This is a genomic window from Peribacillus sp. R9-11 (assembly GCF_031345095.1).
Classification (GTDB): Bacteria; Bacillota; Bacilli; order Bacillales; family DSM-1321; genus Peribacillus; species Peribacillus butanolivorans.
In genome coordinates this window covers 4,036,672-4,049,979 of sequence record NZ_CP133763.1, presented here as the reverse complement: position 1 = coordinate 4,049,979, position 13,308 = coordinate 4,036,672, and the positions used below count along the sequence as shown (strand labels likewise).

At 31.0% G+C, this 13,308-nt stretch carries 11 protein-coding genes; all 11 read left to right on the top strand.

Annotated features, from left to right (window positions below; genetic code table 11):
* The 11 genes from RE409_RS19695 to RE409_RS19645 all read left to right on the top strand — a co-directional run bounded on the left by RE409_RS19695 (position 1) and on the right by RE409_RS19645 (position 13,104).
* Positions 1 to 741, top strand: coding sequence for a GNAT family N-acetyltransferase (locus RE409_RS19695; protein WP_309557937.1), 741 nt, complete (start codon positions 1 to 3; stop codon positions 739 to 741).
* A 79-nt stretch (positions 742 to 820) separates the two neighbouring features.
* Positions 821 to 2,044: a glycosyltransferase family 4 protein gene (locus RE409_RS19690; RefSeq protein WP_309557936.1), complete on the top strand. Its 1,224-nt coding sequence runs from the start codon at positions 821 to 823 to the stop codon at positions 2,042 to 2,044.
* Complete coding sequence (locus tag RE409_RS19685; RefSeq protein WP_309557935.1) at positions 2,044 to 3,144, top strand: glycosyltransferase family protein; 1,101 nt, start codon at positions 2,044 to 2,046, stop codon at positions 3,142 to 3,144. Before RE409_RS19690 ends, RE409_RS19685 begins: the two co-directional genes overlap by 1 nt.
* Before the next feature lies 1 nt (position 3,145).
* The gene (locus RE409_RS19680) at positions 3,146 to 4,183 is read left to right on the top strand and encodes a polysaccharide biosynthesis protein (RefSeq protein ID WP_309557934.1); all 1,038 of its coding nucleotides are present in this window, start codon (positions 3,146 to 3,148) and stop codon (positions 4,181 to 4,183) included.
* Positions 4,184 to 4,199: 16 nt separating this feature from the next.
* Complete coding sequence (locus RE409_RS19675) at positions 4,200 to 5,309, top strand: capsular polysaccharide biosynthesis protein CapF (protein WP_309557933.1); 1,110 nt, start codon at positions 4,200 to 4,202, stop codon at positions 5,307 to 5,309.
* 3 nt (positions 5,310 to 5,312) lie between these two features.
* Positions 5,313 to 6,440, top strand: coding sequence for a non-hydrolyzing UDP-N-acetylglucosamine 2-epimerase (wecB, locus tag RE409_RS19670; protein WP_309557932.1), 1,128 nt, complete (start codon positions 5,313 to 5,315; stop codon positions 6,438 to 6,440).
* 78 nt (positions 6,441 to 6,518) lie between these two features.
* The gene (locus tag RE409_RS19665; RefSeq protein ID WP_309557931.1) at positions 6,519 to 7,724 is read left to right on the top strand and encodes a glycosyltransferase; all 1,206 of its coding nucleotides are present in this window, start codon (positions 6,519 to 6,521) and stop codon (positions 7,722 to 7,724) included.
* Between the two features lie 314 nt (positions 7,725 to 8,038).
* A complete protein-coding gene (locus RE409_RS19660; RefSeq protein WP_309557930.1) occupies positions 8,039 to 9,259 on the top strand; it encodes a hypothetical protein in 1,221 nt (406 codons plus the stop codon).
* Positions 9,260 to 9,295: 36 nt separating this feature from the next.
* Positions 9,296 to 10,651, top strand: a complete 1,356-nt coding sequence (locus RE409_RS19655) for a flippase (RefSeq protein ID WP_309557929.1) — start codon at positions 9,296 to 9,298, stop codon at positions 10,649 to 10,651.
* Positions 10,652 to 10,716: 65 nt separating this feature from the next.
* Entirely contained in the window at positions 10,717 to 12,036 is a 1,320-nt protein-coding gene (locus RE409_RS19650; RefSeq protein ID WP_309557928.1) for a UDP-glucose dehydrogenase family protein, read from the top strand.
* Positions 12,037 to 12,111: 75 nt separating this feature from the next.
* Positions 12,112 to 13,104, top strand: coding sequence for a glycosyltransferase family 2 protein (locus tag RE409_RS19645; protein WP_309557927.1), 993 nt, complete (start codon positions 12,112 to 12,114; stop codon positions 13,102 to 13,104).
* Positions 13,105 to 13,308 lie beyond the last annotated feature (204 nt).

The following is a 13,308-nucleotide window of genomic DNA, read 5'->3' as shown; positions in this document are numbered from 1 at the left end:
ATGAAAGAGGAAATAACAGATAAAGCAGTAACCTTCTACGACTTAGAATGGGATACAGAATATTTTGGTGTCACTAGCGCCAAAGCCATTTTAAAGAGGCCACTTACATTGAATGATTGGGATGAACTGAAAACAAGATTTAGAGATTATCAGTTTATATCAATTGTAAATCATAATTCAGAACCAATTAATACACAGATGATAGGGAAAGATACTTCTGCGTTTTTGGCAGATGTGAATATTCAGTTTGTGAAAAAGATAGAGGGCCCACATAAAAAGCCAAAAAACATTACAGTTCATCAATCGTTAAAGAGAAATGATCAAGTGATTGAGATTGCAGATTTTCAGTTCTCGAAGTTTACAGAGGATCCGGAATTGGCTAAACGTGGTGGCGATCAAGTTTATCGTAAATGGCTTTTAAATTCATTTGATAAGTCCGAGAAGTTTTATGCGTTATCTAAGGATGAGAATGGTGATCTAAACGGTTTTCTATTACATTCTTATTCAGATAATGCCTGTGTAATAGAGCTTATTGCTGTGTCACAAAATTTTGCTAAAGGTGGTATTGGTACAAGTTTATTCAAAGCAGTTGAAAGTGAAGCACATCAACGTGGCTGCGGTGAAATAAGAGTTGGTACTCAAGTGCGGAACATGGGTGCAATTAACTTTTATAATAAGGTTGGTTGTAAACAAGTTGGTTGCCATCAAGTGTATCATTTGTGGAATAAGGCGGATGTTTAAAAGTATTTTAATTAAAGATATAAATACTACATGTGAAATAAATAAACAGAAATAAAGTTAGTATGAAAGGGAGAGAGCTATGAAGAATATTTTATTCATATGCACTGAAGGATTTGATACACCTGGGCCTTCTAATCATCTAATTAGTTCTTTGATAGAAGATATGTTGGAGGGTGGTTTCAAAGTTACTCTAATTCAAAGTAGAAGAACAAAGATTAACGATGATCTCCCAGAAACATTGAAAAATAAAGAACATTTAAGTGTAAATATAGTTGATAGAAAGATTATTGAGAAAAACTCATTTATTCTTAGGTATCTTGAAGAAGCATCGTATGCTTTTAGATGTTTTAAAATATGGAAAAAAACGAAAGATATTGATGCAGTTTTTGTCCAATCTTGCCCAACTGTTATTTTTTCAATAATATTACTAAAATTTTTTTTGAAAAAACCTACTTTATATAGTGTTCAAGATATGTGGCCGGGCAGTGCTGTTAATAGTGGCGTTCTTTCAAATAAGTTTATTGCAAGCATATTTTACAAGATTCAAAAAATAGCATATAAAAATAGTGATTTGTTAACAGTTATTTCAGAAGATATGAAGACAAAGGTAGTAGAACAAGGAGTACCAAAAGAAAAGATATATCCCATTGTAAATTGGTTTGATGATCGTACTGTTCATGAAGTGTCTTTTGAAGAAAATCGATTTGTAAAGAAAAATAATCTTTCGAAGGACAAGTTCTATGTACAGTATGCAGGCACTATGGGATACGTTTTTGATTACAAAATGGTTTTGAATGTTGCTGAACTATTGAAAGAATATAAAGATATACAGTTTCAGATGATTGGACAGGGTAGTCAAAAGGATGCCTTTATGAAAGAAAAGGAAAAACGTGGGTTAGATAATATAATCTTTTATCCCCTCGAACCACAAGAGATGGTTTCGGATGTGTATAGTACCTGCTCAATTTGTTTAATTCCTTTGAAAAAGGGTATCATAGGAAACTCCGTTCCAAGTAAAGCTGGATTATTGATGGCATGCAACCGTACTATCGTGAATTCAGTGGATAAAGACTCTGATTATTATAGGATGTTTAATGAAAATGAAATAGGAATCTCAGCTTCAAACGATAGTCCAAAAGAAGTAGCAGATGGGATTCTTGACCTATATCATAACAAAGAAAAACGTGAACGTATGGCTAAAAATGGACAAGAATTTGGAAAACAATATTATTCTAGAAGTGTTAATACACAAAAGTTTATAAAGCTATATAAGAAAATGGTAAGAGTAGAAGGGGAAAAATAATGAAGGTTCTTGTTCTTGGTTTTACTAAAATTTCATACATGCCTTATATGCATTTTTATCTTGAGCAACTGAGGAAGAATAACTGTGAAATACATCTCCTTTATTGGAAGAGGGACAGCAATCCAGATTCAGAAAGCCCTGAGGGGGTAGTTACACACGTATTTGATCGTTATCAAGAAGATAGTGTACCTTTAAGAAAAAAAATTGGGAGTTTTTGGGGATATCGTAAGTACGCAGTACAAATTTTAAAGAAACATAGTTTTGATATGATTGTTATATTACACTCAACACCTGGTGTACTTTTATATGATGTATTGACAAAAAAATATAACAAAAAGTATATACTCGACTATCGAGACTTTACTTATGAAAATCAAGCTATCTATAAAAAGATAATACACAAATTAGTTAATAACTCATCTGCGACATTTGTTAGTTCGGATGCATATAGAAAACATTTGCCTTTAGCAGAAAACCTCTATACATCTCATAATATATTAATAAATGCTTTAGAAAGTCGTGATCTTAGGAAAAGTAAAAGCAGAGACGTTGCCCCTATAAGGATTAGGTTTTGGGGATTTATTAGGCATAAGAATATAAATATGACGATAATTGGAAAATTAGCAAATGATAAAAGGTTCGAGCTTCATTATCATGGGCGTGAACAAAAAACCGGCCAATTTTTAAGGGAATACTGCGAAGAAAATCAAATTAAAAATATTTTCTTTCATGGAGAATATAAGCCAAACAATAGATATGATTTTATAGTAAATACTGATTTGGTTCATAACTTATTTGATAATGATAAAACGATGCAACCAGCAATGTCGAATAAGTACTACGATGGAGTGACTTTTTATATTCCGCAACTTTGTAATGAAGGTTCATTCATGGGTGATCAAGTGGAAAAAAACAAAATTGGGATAGCTCTGAATCCAGACTCTCCAGACTTTGCTGATGAGATATATGAGTACTATATATCTTTAGATTGGTTAAATTTTGAAACTTGCTGTGATAAGACCTTGAATAGCATAATTATGCAATATAATGATGGGGTTAATAAAATTAAAAAGATAATAGATGGAAAGAAGGAAAATTAAAATGTTTACAGATAAAACTTTATTAATAACTGGTGGTACAGGATCTTTTGGTAACGCAGTAATGAAAAGATTCTTAGATACTGACTTGAAAGAAATTCGTATTTTTTCCCGTGATGAAAAAAAACAAGATGATATGAGAAAACAATATAAAAATGATAAACTGAAGTTTTATCTTGGAGATGTTAGAGATTTAGCAAGTGTAAAAAATGCTATGCATGGTGTGGATCATATCTTTCATGCCGCAGCATTGAAACAAGTTCCATCATGTGAGTTTTTTCCTCTGGAAGCTGTAAAAACTAATGTTTTAGGAACAGACAATGTACTCACAGCTGCCATAGAATATGGAGTTGAAAAGGTAATCTGTCTTTCAACTGATAAAGCAGCATACCCAATTAATGCAATGGGGATTTCAAAAGCAATGATGGAAAAGGTTTTTGTTGCGAAATCAAAAACCGTATCTCCAGACAGAACTCTTATTTGCGGTACAAGATATGGTAATGTAATGGCCTCGCGTGGATCGGTTATTCCTTTATTTATTGAACAGATTAAAAGTGGACAACCTTTAACTGTAACTGATCCAAATATGACAAGATTTCTTATGAGTTTGGAAGAGGCAGTTGAGCTAGTTGTATTTGCTTTCCAAAATGCTGAGGCAGGAGATATTATGGTTCAAAAATCTCCCGCAAGTACAATTGGTGACCTTGCTCAAGCTGTAAAAGAACTTTTTAATGCTGATACTGAAATTAATATAATTGGAACTCGTCATGGGGAAAAGAAATATGAAACTCTTCTCACTAAAGAAGAATATGTAGTAGCTGAAGATTTAGGTGGCTTCTTTAGAGTTCCAGCTGATCAAAGAAATCTTAACTATGATAAGTATTTCGCAGAAGGAGATCAAAAGCTCACTACGGTAGAAGAATATAATTCGGATAATACTCAAATTCTAAGCATTGAACAAATTAAAGAAAAATTACTTGAGTTAGACTATGTGCAAAATGAGCTCAAGGAATGGAAGAAAAAGATTCACGTAACGAACTAAAAGGTGGAATCAATTGATGAATATTCTTGTTACTGGTGCAAAGGGTTTTGTGGGGAAAAATCTTATCGCTGAACTTAAAAATAAAGGGTATAATGAAATATTTGAGTTTACTAGAGAAAGTGATCTATCATTACTTGAAAAATATACAAAAGAGTGTGACTTTGTCTTTCATTTAGCTGGAGTAAATAGACCAAAAGATGAAAATGAATTTATGGAAGGCAATTTTGGCTTCACACATAATTTGCTAGAACTTTTAAAGAAACATGGCAATAAAGCTCCTGTACTTATTACTTCATCAATTCAGGCGGAAAAGGATAATTCATATGGAAGAAGTAAAAAGGCAGGAGAGGATTTATTATTTAATTATTACAAAGAAACTGATATAAAAGTCTTTGTTTATAGACTACCAAATTTATTTGGTAAGTGGAGCAAACCTAACTATAATACTGTAGTGGCTACATTTTGTCACAATATAGCTAGAGGCCTGGATATCCAAATAAACAATCCTGATGCAGAACTTAATCTTTGTTATATAGATGATCTATTGGAAGAGTTTATAAGAGCTCTAGAGTATAATCCGACTATGCAGGATGATTACTGTGTTGTACCTGTAACACATAATATTAAACTTGGCGACTTAGCAGAACTTATAAAAGGCTTCAAACTAAGCAGAACAAATTTAAGTATTCCAAGTATGGAAGCTACTCTAACTAAGAAGCTTTATAGTACTTATTTGAGTTTTTTACCCGAAGATAAGTTTTCTTATGATCTTAAAATGAATTGTGATCAAAGAGGATCTTTTACAGAATTTATAAAAACGCCTGAAAGAGGGCAAGTTTCTGTAAATGTATCAAAACCAGGGATCACCAAAGGGAATCATTGGCATCATACAAAAAATGAGAAATTCTTAGTCGTTAGTGGAGAGGGTTTAATTAGGTTTAGAAAGATAAATTCAGACGAAATTATTGAATATAGAGTAAGTGGAGACAAGTTACAAGTTGTAGATATTCCTACTGGATATACGCATTCCATTGTAAATGTTGGAGAGAATGATTTAGTAACAGTAATGTGGGCAAATGAATGTTTTGATCCTAATAGGCCAGACACATACTTCTTGGAGGTATAACTGATGAAAAAATTAAAAGTCATGACAGTCGTTGGTACGAGACCAGAGATTATAAGATTGTCGGCTGTTATAAATAAATTAGAAGAGTCTAATGCAATAGAACATACGCTTGTCCATACAGGACAAAATTATGATTATGAATTAAATGAAGTGTTTTTTAAGGATTTTAATTTGAAAAAACCAGATTACTTTCTTAATGCAGCAACCGGAACAGCAGTAGAAACCATTGGTAATATTTTGGTTAAAATAGATCCCATTATGGAAGAAGTAAAACCAGACGCGTTTTTGATACTTGGAGACACTAATAGCTGTTTATGTGCTATTGCAGCTAAAAGAAGGCATATACCCATTTTCCATATGGAAGCGGGAAATAGATGTTTCGACCAAAAAGTACCAGAAGAAACGAACAGAAAAATCGTTGATCATACAGCTGATATAAATTTAACTTATAGTGATATTGCAAGAGAATACCTTCTTAGAGAAGGATTCCCATCGGATAGAATCATTAAAACAGGAAGTCCTATGTTTGAAGTGCTCAAATCTAGAAAAGATGACATTGAGAAAACAGATGTATTAGAGAGATTGGAACTTGAAGAAGGTAAATATTTTGTAGTATCAGCTCATAGAGAAGAAAATATCAATTCAGAAATCAACTTCCAAGATTTGGTGGATAGTTTAAATGCGATTGCTGAAAAATATAAGATGCCTGTAATTGTAAGTACACATCCTAGAACTAAAAATATGATTGATGCAAAAGGGATAGAATTTAACTCATTAGTTAAAACGATGAAACCTTTAGGATTTAATGATTATGTCAAACTTCAAATCAAAGCAAAAGCAGTACTTAGTGATAGTGGAACGATTAGTGAAGAATCTTCAATTCTGGGATTTAAAGCTTTAAATATCAGACAAGCTCATGAAAGACCAGAAGCGATGGAAGAAGCAACGGTAATGATGGTGGGTCTAAAGAAGGAGAGATTACTTCAAGGACTTGAAATATTAGAAGGACAAGAAAGAGAAACATTAATGCTGGTTAAGGATTATAGTATGCCCAATGTTTCGGATAAAGTTTTAAGAATAATCTTGTCTTATACGGACTATGTAAATAGAGTTGTTTGGGGGAAAGTGTAAATTAGAAAAACATATTCCCCATAATCACTCTATTTAAAGAAATAATAATTTAATAATTTAAGGTGAAGGAATGTAGAAATGCATATATTATATGTTTCAAATCTATGCTCAGATGAAAAGTTTAAAGAGATATTTAACAATAGTAGTATTAAGCCTCAACAACAGGCTCAGAAGTTTCATAGTTTATTAAGCAAAGGGCTGATAAATCAAGTTGAAAGCGTTTATGTCATGTCTTCCCTTCCGATTAACCGATCTACAGATAATAATGTATCGTTATCTGGATGTAAAGAAATAAAAAACAGTACAACATATCACTATCTAAAAGGTATAAAATATCCGGTTTTAAAGCATCTCTCCATTTTTATAAGAGGCATTTCTAATAGTTTTATATGGTGTTTTCAAAATAGAAAACGGGACAGACTAGTTATCTGTGATGTTTTGAATTTAACTGTTTCAATATCAGCTTTTTTAGCTTCAAAGATATTTGGTGTGAGATCTATAGCTATTGTAACGGATATACCTGATTATATGCAAAACTATACATTACTAAAAAAGAATGGTATTAGATCATTATTTTCTAACTTATATAAAAGATTATGTAATTATTTTATGTATAGATATGATTCATATATTATACTGACAGAGCAAATGAACAATGTTGTAAATCCAAATAGAAAACCGTTTGTTGTTATTGAGGGAATGGTTGACTTGGATATGAAAGATGTACCGAACATTTTAGATAACAAGTATAGTGAAAAGATCGTAATTTATGCGGGTGCTCTTTATGAAAAGTATGGTGTGAAAAAGCTTATTGAGGCTTTCTTAAAATTAAAAATGGATGATGCTAGATTATGGTTATTTGGCTCCGGAGAAATGGAAGATGAGATAAGAAGTTATGAACAGCTAGATAATAGAGTTAGATACTTTGGAGTGGTACCAAATGAAGACATTGTAAAAAAGCAACTAAAAGCAACTCTTTTAGTTAATCCAAGACCTTCGAATGAGGAGTTTACGAAATATTCATTCCCATCGAAAAATATGGAATATATGGTGTCTGGAACACCAATCTTGACAACCCCACTGCAAGGAATGCCTAAGGAATATTATGATTATGTATATTTAATAGAAGATGAATCTGTAGAGGGCTTAACCCAGACATTAATTGATATTCTTTCTAAGCCTAAAGAAGAATTACATGAGAAAGGATTAAAGACAAAGGAATTTGTACTTGAGGTCAAAAACAATGTGGTACAAGCTACTAAGGTATTAAAGAAGCTGAGTTGAATTTTGAATAAGAAACTTAAAACAATTAAAGTTAGATACCTTATATTATTCTAATTACAAGAGATAAAGGGTAGTTGGTGTATTAGAAATGTTTCTCTCATACTTATGTTTATTTTGAAAAATTGCCAATAAAGTAAATTAAATAAATCGAAGATGATATATGAGATTTATTGTGTAAGCAAACATAAGATTTGAGTATTGAAAATGAAATAATCAACGAAAGTGAAGATCTGCAAAAATAATTAAAAATGTAATTTGTTTTGTGACACATTTATTTGGGAAAAGATTCGCTCCGTTAAAAGGAAGTAAAAGATATGAAAAATAATGAATTTAGAATTATTAAAAGAGATAACTTTGATAAGGTTAAACTAGACTGGATATGGCTTTTATTAGTTTTCTTATTTTCACTTAATCTATATAATAATGCTTTTTATATATTAATTGTCACATTACTAGTTGGCGCAGGAATAACTTATTATAAGGGTTCTAGGTTTAAAGTAACTGTCGAATTTATTTTGCTAATATTATTTTCTTTTAGCTATTTTCTAATTCTACACATTAATTCAATTTTAGGATTCTTTGAAATGGCTTTATATTTATTTTGTCCTATCGGATGTTTTTTTATAGGTTATTTTATTGTTCAATCAAAAAAAAAGCTAATTGTTAATACTATATTTGCTATTGCCGTTGGTAATTTTCTTTATGGGACTCTTAATATGTTTAATTATTTTAATGCGTATGGATTTACGTCCACGGAAAGAAATGTTCCTGATATTTGGACTGGAATTTATATGGCCGCAACGTTACAAGGAGCTCATTTTACACTGCTGACAAGTTTATTATTTTTCGGAATAGCTATTACAAAAAATAATAACATGGCAAAGGTTATTATTTTATTAGCAGGAATTATCTTTTCAATATTTTCCTCATTAATTCTCGGGAACAGAACACTTATTATAACTACGATAGCAATATTTCTTGTTAATACTTTATTGTATTTTGTATTAACAAAAAATAATATAAAACAGTTAATAAGAATGTATATGTACATTGGTTTTTTTATTTTAATTATGACACTTATTTATAACATGAATTTATTTGGAGTAAAAGATTTCATTTTTAGTTCTCAATTCGCTAATAGAATAGAAGAAACCTCGATTAATGAAGATCCAAGGCTAGCTGTATATGGGAATGCATTAAACCAAATGTTTGATTATCCTTTTGGAGGATATCAAATGGATTTGGGCTTGGAATATGCTCATAATTTATGGATCGATGTTTTATATGCTTCTGGGTTAATACCTTTTTTCTTTCTATTATTATATACAATAAAAACATTATATAATTTGTATTTCATTTTAAGAAATCAGCATATTGAGTTATTGTTTAAAATACTGATATTAAGTATATATCTAGGTTACTTACTAAACTTTATGGTAGAACCAATCTTAGAAGGTACTCCATACATGTTTTTCTCATTTTGCATAATAAATGGAATGATTTCTAAGTATAAGTTTATTTCAAAAAATCCTTAAATAAAACTAATTGTTTAAGATAAGTGGGGCAGCAAGATGGCACTAAAACAACAATTAATAACATTAAAAAAACGATTTTCAGGGGAAGTAGTAGATAAAATAATTAAAAATGCAAGCTGGTTAATAAGCGACAAAATGTTTACTATGGCGATAGGAGTGTTTGTTACAGCTGTTATCGCTCGTTATTTTGGACCGGAGCAATTTGGACAGTTTAATTACGCATTAGCTTTTGTATCATTATTTACCGCAATTTCTACTTTAGGTCTTGACACGTTAATCGTAAAGTCTATTATCGATAAGAAGGTTAATGAAGGAGTCATTTTATGTACAAGCCTGGTTCTTAGGGTAATCGGAGGCAGTGCATTAATCTTTTTAGCGGCATTGATTATTAGAATCATAGAGCCCATGGACACAAATCTACACATGTTAGTACTCGTTATGTCATTTACGATGATAGTTAAGTCTTTCGAAGTAATTGAGTACTGGATACAGGCTTATCAAAGAGCAAAGATTTCTTCTCTTATTCGCATGTCTGTGTATGTAATTATATCAGCTTTGAAAATTCTCTTAGTTTTAAAGGGTGGAACTTTAATCCAGTATGCGCTTATTTATACCTTGGATGCTGTTGTAATTAGTGCTGCTCTCTTGATAGCGTATTTTAATGTAAGAGAGGAAAAATTAACTTGGAAGTTTAATTTTTCCTATGCAAAAAATATTTTATCTCAGAGTTGGTATCTTATTGTCTCAGGACTTATGATTACAATTTATATGAGAATTGACCAAGTAATGCTAGGAGCAATGATGCCAACAAAATCTGAAGTTGGTATCTATTCAGCAGCAGTCCGAATTGCAGAAATGTGGTATTTTGTTCCAATGGCAATCATTACCTCATTTAAACCTGTTATTATGAAGTATAAAAATATCAATGAAGAGAAGTACATTAATTCAATACAACTTTTATACACCCTCATTGCATGGACCGGAATAGGATTTGGGATAGCAATATTAATTCTGGCAAAACCTTTAGTAAGTGTACTGTATGGTGTTGGTTATTTAGAAGCAACAAGTATTTTATCCATTAGTGTTTGGGCAGGAACTTTTGCGCTTCTTGGATCAGCACGATCTGTTTGGTTAATAACTGAAGGATTACAAAAGTATACTCTTGTTTTTATGATGACTGGAGTAATTGTAAATATAGTCTTGAACATTTTTTTAATACCTTACTTTGGAGGAATAGGAGCTGCGATAGCGACATTAGCTTCACAAATAATGGTAGCTATAATTATTCCCCTTTTCTTTTCCAAAACAAAAATCTCTTCCATTGCAATGTTTAGAACACTAAGATTTGATGGAATTATTAAAAGAAATAATGGAAAGAGTAAAAAATTATAATCAAATATTTCATTAAATATATAAATCTGAAATGAAAAATAAAAATATAGAAAGAGGAATGAAAAGTGAAAATTGCAATTGCTGGAACTGGGTATGTTGGCTTAGTAACTGCTGTTTGTCTTGCGGAACATAAGCATTCAGTAACTTGTGTGGATATAGATGAAGAAAAAGTAAGTTTAATGAAAGCGGGTATATCTCCTATTTTTGAACCAGGACTTGAGGAATTAATGGTTCGTAATAAAGAGAGTATTGAATTTACAACGAATTATAAAGAAGCATATAAAGATGCAGATGTCATTTTCATTGGTGTTGGTACTCCAGAAAAGAAAGATGGTTCAGCCAATTTAAGTTATGTTTATTCTGTAGCTATTCAGATTGCTGAAAGTATTGAAAAAGATTGTGTTGTAGTTGTTAAATCAACTGTACCTATCGGTACAAATGATAAGATTGAAGCTATTATCAATAAAAATCTTGTAAGTGATGTGAAAGTGTATGTTGCTTCAAATCCAGAGTTTTTATCACAGGGTACGGCTGTGCGTGATACATTACACGCATCTAGAATTGTAATTGGAGTTGAGGAGGAAATTGCTGGTAATACATTAATGAAGGTTTATCAAGATTTTAACGCGCCTATTATGGTAACTAATAGGCGCAGCGCAGAGATGATTAAGTATGCTTCCAACGATTTTCTTGCTCTCAAAATATCTTTTATAAATGAAATAGCGAACCTTTGTGAAATTATTGATGCTGACATAGATGATGTTGCTCGTGGAATGGGCTATGACAGCCGGATTGGAAGTAAATTCTTAAACTCAGGTATTGGCTATGGTGGGTCTTGTTTTCCAAAAGATACAAAAGCTTTGCATTGGTTAGCAAGCTTCTACGATTATGAACTGAAAACAATTAAGGCTACCATAGAAGTAAATGAGAACCAAAAGATAAAGTTAATCAAAAAGTCTAGAAAATACTTTGATGGCTTAAATGGTTTAACTATTGCAGTATTAGGGTTAACATTTAAACCAGGAACAGATGATTTAAGGGAAGCCCCATCTTTGGTAAATATCCCTATCATGATTGAGGGGGGAGCAAATATTAAGGCATGGGATCCTGCCGGAGTTAATAACTTTAAGAAAATATATCCAAGTGAAGTCATTTATTGTGAAACAATTGAAGAAACAATTGAGGATGCAGATATATGTTTTATCTTTACTGAATGGGATGAAGTTAAGAATTTTGATATAAACAACTATTCCAAATTAATGAAACATCCTATTATATTAGATGGAAGAAATTGTTATGATGTAAATCACACAAAAAATGCAAACATAGTTTATGATTCAATAGGAAGAGCAACTATTAAAAATTATGAATTTGCTATTGTTTAAAATCTGACCTCGTCTTTGGTGCATATGGATTGAAAAATACAGAAAAAAAGTAGTAGTAATGGAGAATCGTTTAAAATGAAAAAAGGAAAAGTAAGTATTATTGTACCCGTTTACCAAGCAAAGGATTATATTAGAAGTAGTGTCGAAAGTTTATTAGGCCAAACCTATAATAATATTGAAATACTTTTAATAGATGATGGCTCAAATGATGGTAGTGAAATTATTTGTGATGAGTTAGCAAAAATGCACACAGTTATTAAAACTATTCATCAAGATAATAAAGGTGTAAGCGCAGCAAGGAATAGTGGAATTCAACAAGCAAAAGGAGAATATCTATTGTTCGTTGATAGCGATGACTTTATTTCTCCATTGGCCGTAGAACAGTTAATGAAAATAATAGAGCAAACTAAAGCAGATATTATATTTTTTGATTTCATAAAAGTTTATAGTAAACAAAAAGTTGATGTGAGCGCAAATATAACCGAAGGTCTTTATAGTAGTGAAGAATTCAGCGATGTGTTTCTTCAGTTGGTTAAGACAAATATAGCAAATAATATCGGAACAAAACTTTATAATGCAGAACTGATTAAAAATAACAACCTTTTATTTAGCGAAAAATATAACATATGCGAAGACATCTCATTTTGTTTGAATGCTACTCGAAAAAGTAAACAGGTTTACTATCTTAAAGAGAAATTGTATTTTTATAATATTCACGAAAACGGGTCGCTAATGTCGTCTTATAAGGAAAATTTCTTTGAAGCTGAAAGAGAGCTTTATGAGAATATAAAGCATTATTTGCAAGAACATAACCAATTTTCCAAGCATGCAAATGATTATTATGACTTATATATGACTAATATTTTGACGGTGTTATTTAATGAAATAATTTACAATAAAAACGTAAAAGAAGTATTTTATAAAATTATGAACGATGAAAATGTACAAGAAGCAATGTTTCATTTAAAGGATTTGAGCGTTAAAAAGAGATTTGTTTATAATTTGATATGGAAGCGGAAATATCATATGTTTTATATTTTTTCAAAACTATATCTCAAGCTAATGTGAATATTGAGTTTAGATAAGGATGAATCATTATAATGCAAAAAATCATTTAGTAAAAATGCATAACCTTGGGTGTATGTTAATATTTCATTTATAAGTGATTATAAATATAATATATTTATATATGGTAAGAGGTAATATCCTGCAATAATACTACTCCATGTTTATTTGATATCTCCACCGTACCTTTTGTTTCTGTAACCTCAG

Bases quoted from the DNA above. Each gene is read 5' to 3' on its own strand.
- RE409_RS19695 (WP_309557937.1), top strand. From the start codon at position 1: ATGAAAGAGGAAATAACAGATAAAGCAGTAACCTTCTACGACTTAGAA.
- RE409_RS19690 (WP_309557936.1), top strand. From the start codon at position 821: ATGAAGAATATTTTATTCATATGCACTGAAGGATTTGATACACCTGGG.
- RE409_RS19685 (WP_309557935.1), top strand. From the start codon at position 2,044: ATGAAGGTTCTTGTTCTTGGTTTTACTAAAATTTCATACATGCCTTAT.
- RE409_RS19680 (WP_309557934.1), top strand. From the start codon at position 3,146: ATGTTTACAGATAAAACTTTATTAATAACTGGTGGTACAGGATCTTTT.
- RE409_RS19675 (WP_309557933.1), top strand. From the start codon at position 4,200: ATGAATATTCTTGTTACTGGTGCAAAGGGTTTTGTGGGGAAAAATCTT.
- wecB (WP_309557932.1), top strand. From the start codon at position 5,313: ATGAAAAAATTAAAAGTCATGACAGTCGTTGGTACGAGACCAGAGATT.
- RE409_RS19665 (WP_309557931.1), top strand. From the start codon at position 6,519: ATGCATATATTATATGTTTCAAATCTATGCTCAGATGAAAAGTTTAAA.
- RE409_RS19660 (WP_309557930.1), top strand. From the start codon at position 8,039: ATGAAAAATAATGAATTTAGAATTATTAAAAGAGATAACTTTGATAAG.
- RE409_RS19655 (WP_309557929.1), top strand. From the start codon at position 9,296: ATGGCACTAAAACAACAATTAATAACATTAAAAAAACGATTTTCAGGG.
- RE409_RS19645 (WP_309557927.1), top strand. From the start codon at position 12,112: ATGAAAAAAGGAAAAGTAAGTATTATTGTACCCGTTTACCAAGCAAAG.